Raw genomic sequence first — 14,730 nt, 5'->3', positions numbered from 1 at the left:
GTGGCCTGCCCAGCAGGAATCGAACCTGCGACCCTCAGCTTAGAAGGCTGATTAAAGAATTGAGGATTCATGCGGGTTACCGCCCGGTTTTTGGTCCGCAATTGGGGAATTTTGACTGCCCGCAAAGCCAATGCTGGCGCGGACGTTAACTTTTTTGCGGACCGGAATTTAGTGATTTTTCACCCTTACAGGGAGGATGGAATGCAATACCGAAAGAAGCCGGTTGTAATTGAAGCGCACCAGTGGTTCAAGAACGGCGATCATCCGCTAGACCATGACCCGATTGGCTACGCCAATCCGACATCAACAGATCTTGATCGTTATTGGGATTACAAGCAAACCGAGGGCAAGGTTGTTCGCTACTATCGCCGACCTGACGTGTCCGGGGATAGTCTTTGCGAGCAATGCGGGGAGCCTCACCACGGTCACGGCTGGATTGACACGCTTGAGCAAGGACATCGTGTCTGCCCCGGCGACTTCATTATTACCGGCGTGAAGGGCGAGATGTACCCTTGCAAGCCCGATATTTTCGAGGCAACGTACGAGCCTATCGGCCCCGAAATGCCGGATGTGCCGGATGTGGAGGGGTGATGTCAAGAAAAGAAGATCCGCTGAAAGGCGTCGAGTGGCATCGTGGCGGAAAGCAGGCAATATTACGCACGTATTGCGGCCTGCACAAAGCTGAGCCAAAACTTGGCGAGCACTGGCTTTGGTGCGTCATCCAGCAAGTAGCGGCTGGGAATTGCACGACCGATGAGGCGCTGGCTGAGTATGGCTACTTCTACAAGAAGGAACCCCAATGACCGCCCTCCCCGACTCCCCAAATTGGGGCTGGCAGCAGATCGGCTACACAATAGAGCGATACGGCAGAGACGGCAGGCTGCGTAGGATAATCGACCGGGAAGGTGGCGTTGTGCTGGACAATGCAGGCCACGAGGGTGAATGTGCGTGGCTGAGAGAGCGTGGCATTATTGAGCGTGAGCCGGAACTGTTTTTAACGGAGGAATAATGATTGACGAATTTCACAAACATGAGTTGCTAGATCGCATCCACTGCTTGAACGAGATGTTCGATTCGCTGATTCTTAACCATCCTGCCGCAGTCCTGATGCAAAAAGAACTTGAAAAGGCGGCAGAATCGCTTGGAAAGCTATATCAGAAAGCTGGGATGATTCGCCATGAACTTTGAAAACCTGAAGAAGCGGCTGCGCGAAGATCATCCGCTTGATGCGCCGACAGAGGAAGCCGTAGACGCCATCGAGCAGTTGCAGCGCAACATGCGAGAGACACTTTCTAGGGAGGCGAACGACTATAACGAATTGTTGGCCGAGAAAGAAAGGATTGAGCGCGAACTGGAAGAGGCGCGAAGGGATGCGGAACGGTATCGGTGGCTGCGCAAGAACTGGCATAACATCCAGATCGGCTTTGATGGCCCGAATATTGACTGCTTGAGTCTTGAAACTCGATCGGGCCATGCGCGCGAAATGAAGGACATTGTCGGCTTTAACGAGGCGATAGACGAGGCCCGAGGAGCGATAACGCCGACTCTGATCTGCCCAAGTTGCGGCGTTGATCGATACAAGGAAAAATGCAAGGGCAGCCTTCAAAACTGTCCGATCCAAGCGATTGCACACAACGCCGCCCGCCAGCAGAACAGCTAAAATACCTCGATGAACTGGCACCCCGGCGACAAGGTGACATGGCACTACAGCCCGAGCAAGGGGAAGACGGAGCCGATCCCAGGCATCGTGCTCGCGGTCAAGCCCTGCCGCGTCGCCATTCTCGTTCTAGTGTGCGGAAATCGGGAGCGCCGGCACGTCGATCCCGAGCGGATTTCGCGCAGGACACAGTACGTTAAAGGTCTGGATGATGAGTGATTCCGCCCTAACCCGCCTGCACCATGAAGAACTATGCGTCATCGTCCTGCAAGACGGTCGCCAGTTCGATGCAAAATGGTCGGCGAATAACCGGGGATTCTATTACCGCGATGGCGGGACTCGGTTCATTTCGGCTGCTGAGGTGTATGAGTGGTGGCCGGCGAGCGTGAGGTTTTAGTCTCAATTGAGACTTTCTCGATCCTAAAGTCTATGAACGCTACACCGTATAGACTTCACGCTCTCTCGGCGTTTCCTGCTTGACGCTCTGGAGCCTGTCGCGGATCTCTTGGATAGGTAGCACGCGCCGACCAATCTCCCCGTATGTCTTGGAACGCAACACGACCGTGATTGATTTCCGGTTGCGATAGCCTGAGTCATGCGCCCACTTATCGAGTGCTGCCAAATGGTTGAACGACTCCACAAAAATGCCGGGGTGTTCCTTCATCACCATGCCATGGTGCACATGTCCCACGTCGATATAGTGGTATTCCGTTTCGCCATAATCCTTGCGGAAATCGTTCGTCATCACATGGGCAAGTTGCGCCGGCCTGCACTTGTCCGAGTGGTGCGTCATGACCAATGTATTGCCCATCCGGTACGCGATGAAGACTGAATCGTTGTTCAGGATGTGGACGCGGCCAGTGTGCCCATAGGCGACGCGCAGCAGCTCCGCAGCCCAAATATCATTCGTTCGGCTATGGTTGCCCTGGTTGATGATTACATCGACGTGCCGCGCCTTCTCCAGCGTCTTGTCCACAATGAATCGCAGGACGCGAGAATAGACTTTGATCATCTTCGGAAAGCGCGTATCCACGTCTAGGGAATTCCCTGATGCCTCGGTGGTGGCCGAGAAGTTCTCGGCGTGGGTGAAATCGCCAAGGTCGTTTATCACAGCGCGTTCGCAATTCGGCATTTCGTCAATCAATATGCCGATCGCCGCGCACATTTCGCGCTCTGCAATCTGCAAGTCGAAGTTCTCGCCGATCTCTGACGCGTGGGCTAACATGCCAAGGTGTGCGTCACCGATTTGTATCCATGGGATCACGTCTTTGCTGTAGTCCTTCGGGCCGTCGCTGACCTCGATTCGCGGAACGCCTTCGATAAACGATTGAACAGTCTCACGCATGATTTCCGCCATGCGCTCCGGATCGATCGCGCTTTTCACCCACTGAGCGCGAGGCTTCCCGGCTTCGTCGTAGTACGTCGAAACGCCCTTGACTAAGTAGCCATCAGGTACAGTGCGAGTCATGTCGTGCGCCGGGGCATAGCCTTGCCTTGCTGCTTTCTTCCGCAGCACCGCAATTGACTCATTGACGGCATTCTTTGCGACGCCTAGCGCCCTTGCTGCTGCCGCTCCGGAGCCGTGCTTATTGACTGCATCGACGTATTGCGCCTGCCGGTCTGTTGCCCACTCTTTCAGCTTCGGATCGATAATCATGCGTTCACCTTGCGCTTGAACTCCCCGCAAACATCATCATCAAAATGAGGCGGATAACACATGCTCACGCCATCGTTACCAGCGACAAATTGACGCGGATGCGCCTTGCAGACCTTCTCGCCATCATCAAGGCCGAAGTGCTTGCAGTTGGCGCAGCGTTCGGACTCGTCGATCTGGATAGTCGCCTTCTTTCGAGTTGCCATGCTCACCCCTATTTAGGCCACGCATCCATCAGTGTTTGTCGGTCGCTTTCAAGTCGATCAGCCGTTTCCGCCATGCCTCGATAGTCTTGCTGGCACTCGTCAAGTACCCTTGCGAGGGTATCGGCTCGCTGACGGACGGCATCGACGGCAAGGCTGGGCAATTGCTCGCGGATTGAGGCGAGTTCGTCGCGCAGGCTGTCAGCAGACTTGCGAGCGCGGTCAGCATCAGTACGGATAGCAGTTTCACGTTTCGTTGCTTCATTGCGCGCTTCCTCCAGTTGTTTGGACATGGCCCGTTCTTTGAGCCGGTATGATTCGTTAATGGCTGCGGTAGCATCTGCTTGCGCCATCTTGTCAGCCTGCCATTCAACGCGTACAGCATCCCCGCCCATGACGTAGGCTTTCCAGTGACTACCAGCCAGCAGGACGGCGACAACTGCGGCAATGGCTAATCTGAGGTACATGGCTAGACTCCCGCGATCTTGAATGCCGCCTCTGCAATCTCTTTTGCCGGATCGCTGCCGATCTGGCCTCTGACCGGAGTGAGCAGGAAGTCGGTGAATGTAGCGAAGGCGATCAGAGGGAAGGTGATTGGCAGGGTGATGAGGAAACGGGTTAGCGGGTTCATATCAGACCTTTCAGACACAATTCACGCTCTGCCGCCCTGCGACGCTCAAGACCTCTGTAACGCTTCCCGCCTGCATAGATCCATTTCGGGAACTCGTTGCACGCGCCGCGATGGTCACCGGCATTCAGCTTGCGGAGCATCGTGGACTTACAGAACGCGGAGACGCCTACGTTGTAAGCAAATGATGTGTAGGCTTCGTATTCGGACTGGCTGATTTCGACTGTCACGCACTGGAGAACGCCGGAGCCATGCTTGACGATGGCCTTCTGTTTCAGCGCGTCGCACTCAGCATCGGTATAAACCTTTCCGGCGATGACTTCAGGCCCGGTTATTCCGTCGCAGACCGTGGCTACGTGGTTCACGTCTTGGTAAACCACATACTCACGACCCTCGCGGAGTCCGACGAAGGTCAATAGGCCCGCAGTAGCGAGCGCAATGGCCTTGTTACGCGGATTCATGGCCTTCTCGCATCATGCGCAAACGCTCTTCGCTCTCTCGCTGCTCGCGCCGGTCTTTGCGGTACATATAAACTGCGTTGCCTGCAAACGTCAGCAACGCCGTCACAATACCGACGATGACGCCGATCTCGGTTAATGTGAGTGATGAAGCAACGGATACTGCCGCCCCTGCGTAGCTGGTGACTTCTGGCCCGGTATGTCTGCTCATGTCATGTCCTGTTCATGGCAATAAAAAACCGCCTTTCGGCGGCTCGTTGATGAAAATTTGTTGTTACGCTTTACTGATCGAGAAGACGAACGGGACTCGCCACTCCGGTCCCCACGGCTGCGTTTTCCATGTGCCGGTCGCGGTGTCGAACATATTCCATGCTTTCCAGCCGAGTTTCAGTCGAATACCGAAGCGGATCATGTAGATGTTGAAATGGCCGTCAATGCTGCGTGCTTTGAATAATGTCTCGCCGCCTTCTGAGCGATATTCCTGCACAGCCCACTTAGCGGGATCGAACGGAATTCCCAAGGCCCAATAGCTGAACCCGTAACTGTGATTACGATTCAGCCAGCGCACGCGGCCCCAATAGCCAGCATTCCACCCAAGCTCTCTGTTGCCGGTGTCCAAATCAGCATCGAAGGTGTCGAACCACGCCAGCCAGCGCGGCAAGTGCGCGTCCTTCGTCGCAAAGAGCGGCGCCCACCAGTTGATGAGCGTGAGGGCGATTAGTGACGACAGAAGATCAGCGATCGCGAGAAACGGGTAGGCAAGTTTCCACATAGTAGTCATGGCAAGTGTTGTTGATGGAGCGCAATTGGCAGCATGAGCGCGTGCAAAGCTAAAACCGCCCGAAGGCGGTCTGTAAGCTTGGTTGTGTATAATGAAATTTTGGCCAATTTGGAGCCGGGCGATCAATGCACTACGACCCAATCATGCTGGGGGCTTTTTTGGCGATGCTGATCAATGCTTGGCTTTGGTCGCGCAAAAAATAGTTACCGTTCCTCACTGCTCGGCAATCCAAAAATGGCAGGAGACATCAACAATCCTGCCGGCTGATTAGCCATTGGAATACGGGGCGCTATTAATGCACTCGGCACATTCATCGCCTGATTTGCTCGCATCCCCACTGAAATATTCTGCGCAGGACCGGAAATGTATTGACCGAGCGGGATTTTGCTCAGTAGCGGACTTTCGGCAATCCGATCTAATATCGTAGAAATAGCGGCGCCTGCAGTGTTTGAATTATTGACCGCAGACCCCTTCGGCTGGAACTGCTCATAGCTCGCCACCCGGCCAATCGCCTTCAATTGCGCCACTTCGTCAGGCTGGAAGAACATGGAAAGCTTGCGATCGCCGATCGCTTTCAGCGCCTTGTTGTAGCTGGACTGGCTGAAATTGCCCACTTCATCGGCGGCATTGTTGAGCGCGGCCCTTTTCAAGTGAGACGTGATTTGCGTCTTAATAGCCGTCATCGCATCAGGATATTCCCTAACTGCATTTCTTAGCATCGCCAGATCCATCGTATTGGCGTTTGATCCATTGCCAACGATGAATTGCTGAACAAATTTATCAGGCTCGATACCATCACGAACAGCTTGCAGGGCTGGCGTGCGATCTACGGTCTGCATCCATTCGCGATTAAGGCGGCGCGCACTGTTGAATGCGTCGATTGACTCCCGCCCCAAGCTTGGACTGGGTTCACTTGGCAGCCCGCCAACCGTCTTTAATTGGAATCCGCCATTTACAGCTGCTGGCGCCTGCCCATTTAATAGCGGGGTATCGTCAAGAGCCTGACGAACAAGCCCAAGCGCATGACGCACGTTCCCATCAGTGCTGTTACGCTGAATCTTTCCAAGATTTGTTTTGAATTGTTCAGCAATTTCAACTGTCAAAGGTATATCGCCGCCAGCAAAGCCATTAAGCTTGGTCCGTATATCCGGGGTAAGGAAGCTTTCAACGTTAGCTTCATGCAGGAGCTCCCCAGCGCGGTCGGTAAATGCGCGAGGGTCAAGCGCTGCACTGCGCCCGCTTGTGTCGCGAGCAGCGGCATATTGAGCGCTTATCAGTCCCTGCTCACGCGCGTTCCTTGCGGCAAGCGCATCTATTACCCTTTGCCCACCCGCCAATGCGTCATCTGACGTGTTCGCGCCAAGCTCATTTAGCCCGGCGATCAATTGTCGATTATTTGCGTTTTCAGTCTGCCCGAGTTGTTGTGCAATGGCGTCCTTGCTGTTGATGCCAAGCTTCGCCAGGTTCTTTTGTTGCGACACCATGGCCGGATCTAGTGTCAGGGTTGCGGCTGTCGGCGTGGTTCCAGTCAGACGGTAATCAGCAAGCCTGCGGATTGCATCTGGCGACAGATTGCCGCCTGTTTTCAGCGCCGTTTGAACATCTGCCCTGATCCCTGCCTGCAAGTTGGCGGGAAGGTCTTGCATCGTCATCCCACTGTCTCTCAGCGCATTATTGATATGGATGTCAATCTGCGCATTTGCCGCTTGCGCAGGAGTTGTAGCGCGTTCAAATGCATTCTTCGCCGCCATGCCGATTTGCTGCGTCTTATTGAGCGCCATCGGGGCGGCAATGCCTGCAGCCAATGATGCCAATAGTTGCGATGCGTCATTGCCACCTGTTTCGCGCACAGCTCCGCCCGCCCCACCCGCAGCGCCCGCCGATACAATCTGCTGAAGCGGATTCGCCGCCATCAGCTTGCTAACAGCCTGCGCCGTTCCTGTTGTGGCATTTGCCGCCTTGGATGCCAGCCCAAGCATTCCGCCACCGCCGGCCATCAAGCGGGCAGCATCGCCAACACCGCGCTCTGTAGCAGTTTCCGGCTTCGGCAATCCGATCAGATCGGCAATATAACGGCCACTACCAGCAGGGATAGCGGCGCTGGGCGCTTCTCCGGGAACGTCTGACGATCTATTTGGCAGAATTGCGTTCAAGCCTGCGCGAATCGGGCTAGATAAAAAGTCAAGCGTATCCCCAACACCCTCGATACCATGACGCGCGGTCAAGCCAACTTGTCGCGGGATAGCTGCAATTTCACGGTTGAGACGCTGGCCGAGCGGTTCTGCCTTCTTGTTTTCGACAAGATCGGCAAACATTCCTCCGGTGTTGCTGGCTTGTGGCGTCAGATCATCGAACATTCCCATATTATCGAATCCCATGGTTGGTGATGCCTGAGGCTTCAAGCCTGCGGATTACTTCGGCTTTTGCGGACGGATTGCGCATGATGGCGTTTTGTGCGTCGCGGATTGCGGCCTGCTGATTGCCATAACCGAAATCTTTCCATGTCTTAGGTGCTGCTGGTTGAGCATCGTTTTGCGGTGATGCCGCAGTAACATTGTTCACGGATGCGTACTTATTTTGCAGCGCTTCAAGCGTATCCAATGCCGCCAATCGCGCAGATACCGGCTTTGTCCGATCGCCGACCATCGCAGCCATTTGCTTGTATTGGATAACGTCGCGGTCAGACTGCGGCCCCTCCATGCGGGGAACGTTCGCAGTCATCCAGCCAGATAATGTATCGAGCTGGTTTGCAGCATTGCCTGATTCGGTGCTTTTTCCGAAGAATCCCAAGGCCGTATCGGCCAAAGCCCCCGCCCCACTTCCGGTCGCCTTGCTGAGAAGTTCTCGCGCCATCGGAATGGCGGAACTCATCTGCCCATAGAGTCGTGTGTCTTTTCGATTCTGCTCTTGAAGGTTTTTTAGGCGATCCTTTTCGACATCAATCAGTGCCTTTGCGCCCTCAACCTGAGCTACCTTCTCCGCCTCCGACTGCAGTGCCCCTTGCGCTTGCGGGTCAACCTGCGACGAGACGAGATGTGCGACACCATTAGAAAACGCTTCCGGATCCTGCTTTTGCAAAAAGGCTTGCTGCTCAGGAGTCAAGCGCGACAGGTCAAGACCTTCTCCGCGCGGCTGCGCAGGAACTTGTGAGCCACGAACGTAATCAAGGCGCGTCCCACCAAGCGGACGACCATCAGGAGACGCATATCCAAGCGGTAGCGGGTCATATGCCGCCTTTTGGCGTTCGGTAGCGCCTTGCTTCGCCCCTTCAATTGCGGCAACTGTATCGACATATCCGGGCGCGGGCGCAATAACCCCGCTCGCGTTCGGAATCATGCCTTCGCCCATCTTCGGGATATAGCGTTCCGATCCGTCAACTCGGCTCTTGTATGTACTGCCGCCTTCTAACTTCGTCGGATCGGTCGCGATCTTGTATGCGTCCATGAGATTGGGGCCGCCAAGCGCATGGAGCGCCACTGTGTCGTTGAAGGAGAATGGAAATCCAGGCGCGGCACCTCCAGCGGACGGCATGCCAGAAGACGGTGCGGCCGCACCCCCTGCCGCGCCAGTACTTCCGGACGCCTGAGTAGGCGGTGCGGTTCCAGTGAATCGGCTTGTGATGAAATCCTGCAGCTTCTGTTTCTGCGCAGCGTCAGTCAGCAGCTTCTGCATCTGCGCCCTGCGCAATTCAATTTCCAGCTTGCGATCCTCTTGATCCTGCTGCATCTTCAGGCCGGATGCGTAGCCATTTGCCCCTCCCCCAAGCATTGCCGCGATCACCTGCCCGGTGCTTACCGGCGTTCTCGATGGGCCTGACATTTGCAGCCCTTGCGCTGCTGCGGAGAGCAATCCCAATGTCTCGGGATTGCTGAATGCTGCATCAAAAATTCCCATGTTCGCCCCTAATTAAAATGCACTCGCCAGATCAGACCATCCTAAGCCAGTCGTGTTCATGACATCCGCGTTATTGCCGAGCCAGTTATTGAACCCGCCACCGCCCCCAAGCATCCCCGATTGGTTCACCGCGTTCCACAGACCAAGGCCCGCCGTTGCTCCGCTCAAGATATTTCCGGTCGTGTTCTGATACAGCGGAGATGTCTGCGTGCTGGACGCGCCCAATCCAGTGTATGGATGAATCATGTTGCTGACTTGCCCAAGTTGATTTAGCGAATAGGCGTCGTTGTTCGTGCCCATGTTATACGCTTGGTTGAGCAGGTTTGAATTCGCGCCGATGCCTGCAATTTGATTCGCCGAGTTAAGCTGATTCGTCGAGAGTTGTGATTGCAAATTGCTTTGATTCGCTTGCTGCTGAAGCCCTGCGTTTTGCTGGTTCGTCTGCAAGCCACCTTGATAATTCGTCTGATTCGCGCCCTGCTGATAGCCAGCATTCGCAAGATTCGTCTGCAATCCACCTTGGTAATTGGTTGCGTTCGCCTGTTGTTGATTAGTAGCGTTGACTTGATTCGCTGTAAGGCCGCCTTGGTAATTGGCTGCATTTGCTTGCTGCTGATAGCCAGCGTTTGCAAGATTCGTCTGCAATCCACCCTGATAGTTGGATGCATTTGCCTGTTGTTGCGCTTGCTGCTGCGCGAGAGCGGCCTGCATCTGTGCCTGCAGGTTCGCCTGGTTCGCCTGCTGCGCCATCGCCGCGTTGCTGAGATTTGTCTGCAATTGGCCTTGGTAATTGGTTTGCGCCGCCTGATTCTGAGCGCCCTGGTTCGCCAATCCGGTTTGTTGCTGAAATCCAGCGTTCTGCGATGCGACGCCATACTGTTGCGCGCCCAAGCCCTGCATTGCGTTCAGTGCACGATTACGGTCGGCGTCATAGGCTCCAGCTTGAGCAGCTACGGCGGCATCCGTGTTGTTCTGTCCGAACTGTGACAATGCGCGGCTGATGTTCGTATTGAAGCTGTCGAGCGCTTGACCTTCTGCGATACCCTGACGATTGCCACCATATTGACCGCTCAACTGCGCGCCGCCGCGAATCTGTCCAAGGACGCCTTGCGTTGCCTTCGTCGCATCGGTGAGCATGTTTCCGAAGGCATTGTTACTTTGGTTGATGCCCTTCTGAATCGCTCCGGTCAGATACGGATTATTCCCGGCTTGCCCGTAGACCATATCCTGATAGGCTGGCGCAAGATTCGTGTTGTTTTGCCCCGGCGCGTTGACTTGTGCTGCAGTCGAGAGCGCCGCAGACATACCCCTCGGTGCATTCGCGGAGGCGGCGCGCATTGATTCCGGCGCATTGAGCGCAGCAGCTTGCATCGCAGGAGTGACGCCAACGGATGACGCTTGCATAGCCTGCGGAGTCTGCATTACAGACGATTGCATTGCAGATGGAGCCTGAGCGGATGCCGCTTGCATAGCCTGCGGCGCGCTCATCGATGCCGCGCTCATTGTCGGATTGCTGATGCTGCTGTTTTGGAGGTTGCTTGCGGCCTGCGCCGAGCCTTGCATTTGGCTCAAGCCATTGCTGCCAAGGTAGCTATCGACGCCCGATCCGAGCGTGGCAATGCCTGCCGACTGTGGGCGATTCGCTTGCCCGAGGATTTGGGAGAGGAATCCGTTATCGCCGTTCGATCCATAGAGGATCTGCGCCATGCGCGGGTCAATCTGCTGCTGGGTGGTGATAGTTTGATTGCCAGCGCTGCTTGCGCCGCCAGAGGTCCCGCCAGCCAATGCGCCGAGAGCGGCAGCACCAAGCCTACTATTAAGAAGATTGCCGGCAGTGGATGCGACGCCGCCTAGATTGGGGATGGTGCCTCCACCAACGCCTCCATAAGTCGCCGCGACGTCCGCCGCAGACGCAGGAGTCGCCGGGGTACCTGCTGGAACGATATTGCTTGCAGCAAGTTCTTCTGCCGCCGTCATCCCGGTGTTCCCCAAAATATCGCCTAGCCCCATCGAAGCGAAATCGGCTTCGGTTGCCGGCGTAAATTGAGAAATCGAAGCCGGATCAATGCCGATGGAAGACAGGAAATCTCCAGCTCCAGCAGCAGATGAACCAACAGAACCACCAGCGCCGCTAGTCAATCCTGCGATAGCACCGGGGCTGGCTGCTCCAGTCATGCCCAACAGATCAGCCCCCATAGGGAGATCGAATCCGGATGTCCATCCAGCGGCACCTGCACCAGCGCCAGCACCAGCCTCTGCGCCAAACAAGCTAGGGCCATAGGCCGCCATCAATGGAGCAGCCAACACTGCGAGCATGCCCGCTGGAACGCCGTTCGTCCTCTTGTACGGAGTGGCAGTAACGCCGCCGTCCTCGCCACGCCCAAGCGTGAAGTTCCAATCAGTCGTGCCATCCGGAGCCACATAGCCCGGATTCGGCATATTGAAGATGGCGTTATTCCACGCGTAGTCCGAATTCAAGGGGACCGTGTACAGACCCTCTGCGTTCTGCACCGCATAATCTGGCCGCCCTTCAGCTCCCCATCCTTGGGTGCCTAGAAAGTTTCCGGCATACGGCATATCATTCAGCATGATCTGCGCTTGCGTGCCGCCAATATTGGTCGTCGCGCCGTTAAATTGATCCACCCCACCGTTGCCGGTATCCGTCCCCGTCTGCTGCAACCAATCTTGACGCGCTTGGTTGATGATGTCGTCCCAGCGTAGTTGAGAGAAATCGATTGCCATGTTTCGCCCTTACCCAATAAAAAAGGCACCCGAAGGTGCCCTTGTTGAATTCAAATCTGTCTTAGCCTAGAAATACCCATGCGCCCGAGCGGTACACGTATCTCCCCGCTCCGCTTCCCGGATTCCAATCACTTCCATCTGCCTCGGCCTCGTCGCCGTCGCGCGGTCTTTCCGGCTCACGGTGCAGCACATCGAAGCGAACGCGCTCTTGCCTGCCGTTCATCGCAAGCTGTATCTTCTTGAGCTCACTCCGCAGGAAATCGGGGATTTGCGCCGGATCGTTCGGCACGTTTCCAAATTCGTAGCCCATTAATATTCCCCAAGCGTTTCCACTTCCGCCGTGTAGCTCTTCAATCGCCACGTTGCGGACGCGCTGGATTCGATCTTGAGCGCAAGAAATCGATAACCAAGGCTCATCACATCTGCTTGACGGTCTGTTCCAATCGTGAAGGTGACGGGATCGCCATAGGCTGGATCCGTTTCGGCGTCATCCGACCCGCCGACATAGATCGACACCGTATCGCCAACACCGCCCTCGAAAATCGGACGAATCGAGAGAACCATCTTCACCATTTCCGGCGCGTCAAAATCCAACCCGGTGCGCTCCACAAATGCAGTGAAGTCAGTTCCGTCAAATTGCGTTGTCGTATCGGTCAGGTAAAGCTTGGTGTTTGTACTGGCGAGGATCAGGCGCTGCGACGCCTCCGAAAAATCCGTGAAATCCATCAAATCGGTGTCGGTGTCGATCGTTCCCGCCATGTCATCAATCGTGTCGGCGGCTAACGCATCGATCACGCCAGCAGCGGCGTAATGCGCATTCGGAAGGTCGCGGAATGTCCATGTGTTATCCGACCAGCTCCAAATCATTGCCACATTCGGCACCGTTGCGCCGTTCTGAACAAGGCCGATCCAGATTTCGTTGTTGTAGGGATGTGCGACGACGAAAGACCGCGTGTAATAAGTCGGATCGATGGTCGATTTCAGCCACCGCTTCATGCGAGATGTGATGACGCTTTCGATTCCACCGCCGTTATTGATGAAAATGTCGCCCTGACCAAGCACAAGATGCCCACCAGGGAACGGCGCGATGCAATTCAGCGCCAATGCGCCAGCCGTGCGCGAAATCGGGTCTGAGACGGTAAAAATGCTGCTGGAGCCATTCGGCGTCATGCGGTAAATGCTTGACTCCTTGTATAACCAAAAGGAATCGCCCATCGTTGCGCCGTCAATCAGCCTGTCTTGCGTGGCTGCCAGATCGAATTCAACGACATCCTTGGTTTGATCCGTCTCATCCCATGAAACGGGAACGGAACCAGGATCAGCAGGATGCGACACGCGGACGCGGTGCGGCTTGGATGAGCCGGAAATCGTCAGATTCATCGCAACGAGGTAGTTTTCAAACGGGCGCAGAGACTTGCAGCGCACCGTTGACGGCCAATTACTCAGGTCTGCCGCTTTCCCGCTTCCCGCGTACTGCTGCGGAACGTCCGTGCCATTATTCAGAATTGCGATGCCGCTCAACACGCCACCAGACCAAACGTTATCCGCAGTTGCCGAGTAATCGACATCTACGCCGGCTGTTTGGCGCGTGATATTCGTATGCGTTGCCACTGACACGGAATAGGCTTTTGCAGCGCCGGCATAGATCCACTGACGGCCAGATCCTGAGCTATACGGCAGGATGAAATACGGCTCAACGGAAGGCGTCCCGTAAATGCTTGAATGCCCTTTGATACGCTCTATGTATCCGTCGGAGAATCGAACGTTATTCCCGGCGTTCCATGCGTTAATCGGCAATTCATGGGCAAAAGCGTCCCTGATGATGCCGATTGCGCCAGCATCTTTAATCGGAATGAATGCCATTTATCTGCCCAAAGAAAAACCCGCCGAAGCGGGTTTGATTTGTGATTTCTGATAGTTGCACTGCCGCAGGTCGTTCGGCGTTACGCGCTTCTTTTCATCCGGATCGAGCAACCACAATCCACCGGCTGCGATCTGTGCGAAGTTGAGTTCGCTGCACCACCATTTGCTGTTATCCGCCCAATCTTCGGACATCAGAAGCGGTATGCCAAGCGCGCCTAACCAATCGTACGGCTTCCCATGCTGAGCCTCACCGAACGCAACTGCGCCCTCAATATCAGGCACTGGAACCGCCATATCTTGGTAGAACGCGATACCCTGCATTGCCTCCGCCAGATCAACAGCGCGGCATCCATGTGTCATTGACGCCTCATAGGCGCGGTTTCCAATGATTGCCATCGTGTGACTGAACTGCTTTGATCCGCTGAGCCGCGCAATAACTAGACTTCCCACATTCGGCGGCCAGCGCGTCGTGAATCGAATGGTGACGGCGCTCATGGCTCAGGAGAAATACAGTTTGCGCAGTGCGAGATTTTCTTCCGGTGCCAATGGCGTCGTCAGGATGTAGCTCTTCTGCTCCGCCGTCAGCAGACCTTTCGAGATGAGCAAGTCCATCATCTGCGGCAGATCGGCGCGCTTCAAGTCAATCCACTTGCGCGCCATGACGTTCTTGACCAGCGCCTGCACCTGCACATCGACACTGCTCAGGATGCTCATTGAGGATACGCCGGAAGCATCGAAGCGGTCGAAGAACGGGCCGATGTCGATCAGCCACGCCGTTTCGCTTTCCGCGACATCTGGAACTGCCGCAATAGGCGCGACGTACGGAACCGTGATCCATTCGATCCCCGTA

Annotated in this window: 19 protein-coding genes and 1 pseudogene; 6 read left to right on the top strand and 14 right to left on the bottom strand. The window is 55.5% G+C overall.

Going from position 1 to position 14,730, the window contains the following annotated elements; translation table 11 throughout:
* The first annotated feature begins 69 nt into the window (after positions 1–69).
* The 6 genes from E6W33_RS26605 to E6W33_RS26580 are packed head-to-tail and all read left to right on the top strand — an operon-like array spanning position 70 to position 1,876.
* Complete coding sequence (locus E6W33_RS26605) at positions 70–591, top strand: hypothetical protein (RefSeq protein WP_211097441.1); 522 nt, start codon at positions 70–72, stop codon at positions 589–591.
* Positions 591–803 carry a hypothetical protein gene (locus E6W33_RS26600; RefSeq protein ID WP_136420407.1) on the top strand — a complete coding sequence of 71 codons (213 nt, stop codon included), beginning with the start codon at positions 591–593 and terminating at the stop codon, positions 801–803. The genes E6W33_RS26605 and E6W33_RS26600 overlap by 1 nt, the downstream gene beginning before the upstream one ends.
* The gene (locus tag E6W33_RS26595) at positions 800–1,009 is read left to right on the top strand and encodes a hypothetical protein (protein ID WP_136420406.1); all 210 of its coding nucleotides are present in this window, start codon (positions 800–802) and stop codon (positions 1,007–1,009) included. Before E6W33_RS26600 ends, E6W33_RS26595 begins: the two co-directional genes overlap by 4 nt.
* Positions 1,009–1,188 (top strand): hypothetical protein, encoded by a 180-nt coding sequence (locus E6W33_RS26590; protein ID WP_136420405.1) that lies wholly within the window; start codon positions 1,009–1,011, stop codon positions 1,186–1,188. The genes E6W33_RS26595 and E6W33_RS26590 overlap by 1 nt, the downstream gene beginning before the upstream one ends.
* Positions 1,178–1,660: a hypothetical protein gene (locus E6W33_RS26585; protein ID WP_136420404.1), complete on the top strand. Its 483-nt coding sequence runs from the start codon at positions 1,178–1,180 to the stop codon at positions 1,658–1,660. Before E6W33_RS26590 ends, E6W33_RS26585 begins: the two co-directional genes overlap by 11 nt.
* Before the next feature lie 9 nt (positions 1,661–1,669).
* A complete protein-coding gene (locus E6W33_RS26580; RefSeq protein ID WP_136420403.1) occupies positions 1,670–1,876 on the top strand; it encodes a hypothetical protein in 207 nt (68 codons plus the stop codon).
* A gap of 217 nt (positions 1,877–2,093) precedes the next feature.
* Here E6W33_RS26580 and E6W33_RS26575 read toward each other — a convergent pair whose 3' ends face one another.
* The 14 genes and pseudogenes from E6W33_RS26575 to E6W33_RS27210 form a co-directional block, all read right to left on the bottom strand.
* Entirely contained in the window at positions 2,094–3,314 is a 1,221-nt protein-coding gene (locus E6W33_RS26575; protein WP_136420402.1) for a hypothetical protein, read from the bottom strand.
* The gene (locus E6W33_RS26570) at positions 3,311–3,517 is read right to left on the bottom strand and encodes a hypothetical protein (protein WP_136420401.1); all 207 of its coding nucleotides are present in this window, start codon (positions 3,515–3,517) and stop codon (positions 3,311–3,313) included. Before E6W33_RS26570 ends, E6W33_RS26575 begins: the two co-directional genes overlap by 4 nt.
* An 8-nt stretch (positions 3,518–3,525) precedes the next feature.
* Positions 3,526–3,981, bottom strand: coding sequence for a DUF2514 family protein (locus tag E6W33_RS26565; protein WP_136420400.1), 456 nt, complete (start codon positions 3,979–3,981; stop codon positions 3,526–3,528).
* Positions 3,982–3,983: 2 nt separating this feature from the next.
* Positions 3,984–4,145: a hypothetical protein gene (locus E6W33_RS27215; RefSeq protein WP_168798782.1), complete on the bottom strand. Its 162-nt coding sequence runs from the start codon at positions 4,143–4,145 to the stop codon at positions 3,984–3,986.
* Positions 4,142–4,603 (bottom strand): lysozyme, encoded by a 462-nt coding sequence (locus E6W33_RS26560; protein ID WP_136420399.1) that lies wholly within the window; start codon positions 4,601–4,603, stop codon positions 4,142–4,144. Before E6W33_RS26560 ends, E6W33_RS27215 begins: the two co-directional genes overlap by 4 nt.
* Positions 4,590–4,811 carry a holin gene (locus E6W33_RS26555; protein WP_136420398.1) on the bottom strand — a complete coding sequence of 74 codons (222 nt, stop codon included), beginning with the start codon at positions 4,809–4,811 and terminating at the stop codon, positions 4,590–4,592. The genes E6W33_RS26560 and E6W33_RS26555 overlap by 14 nt, the downstream gene beginning before the upstream one ends.
* Positions 4,812–4,874: 63 nt before the next feature.
* The gene (locus tag E6W33_RS26550) at positions 4,875–5,372 is read right to left on the bottom strand and encodes a hypothetical protein (protein WP_136420397.1); all 498 of its coding nucleotides are present in this window, start codon (positions 5,370–5,372) and stop codon (positions 4,875–4,877) included.
* Between the two features lie 212 nt (positions 5,373–5,584).
* The gene (locus E6W33_RS26545; protein ID WP_136420396.1) at positions 5,585–7,759 is read right to left on the bottom strand and encodes a hypothetical protein; all 2,175 of its coding nucleotides are present in this window, start codon (positions 7,757–7,759) and stop codon (positions 5,585–5,587) included.
* Positions 7,746–9,275 (bottom strand): hypothetical protein, encoded by a 1,530-nt coding sequence (locus tag E6W33_RS26540; RefSeq protein ID WP_136420395.1) that lies wholly within the window; start codon positions 9,273–9,275, stop codon positions 7,746–7,748. Before E6W33_RS26540 ends, E6W33_RS26545 begins: the two co-directional genes overlap by 14 nt.
* Before the next feature lie 12 nt (positions 9,276–9,287).
* Complete coding sequence (locus E6W33_RS26535) at positions 9,288–12,017, bottom strand: hypothetical protein (protein WP_136420394.1); 2,730 nt, start codon at positions 12,015–12,017, stop codon at positions 9,288–9,290.
* A 61-nt stretch (positions 12,018–12,078) separates the two neighbouring features.
* Positions 12,079–12,327, bottom strand: coding sequence for a hypothetical protein (locus E6W33_RS26530; protein ID WP_136420393.1), 249 nt, complete (start codon positions 12,325–12,327; stop codon positions 12,079–12,081).
* On the bottom strand, positions 12,327–13,880 hold the full coding sequence (locus E6W33_RS26525) for a hypothetical protein (RefSeq protein ID WP_136420392.1): 1,554 nt from the start codon (positions 13,878–13,880) through the stop codon (positions 12,327–12,329). Before E6W33_RS26525 ends, E6W33_RS26530 begins: the two co-directional genes overlap by 1 nt.
* A complete protein-coding gene (locus tag E6W33_RS26520) occupies positions 13,881–14,375 on the bottom strand; it encodes a hypothetical protein (protein WP_136420391.1) in 495 nt (164 codons plus the stop codon). It lies immediately after the preceding gene.
* Positions 14,376–14,378: 3 nt separating this feature from the next.
* Positions 14,379–14,730, bottom strand: a pseudogene (locus tag E6W33_RS27210) (hypothetical protein); the annotation flags it as partial.

The organism is Herbaspirillum sp. ST 5-3 (genome assembly GCF_004804275.1).
In the GTDB taxonomy this organism is placed as follows: Bacteria; Pseudomonadota; Gammaproteobacteria; order Burkholderiales; family Burkholderiaceae_D; genus Noviherbaspirillum.
Note: the sequence above shows the minus strand (reverse complement) of the source record. Positions and strands in the feature narration are given on the sequence as shown.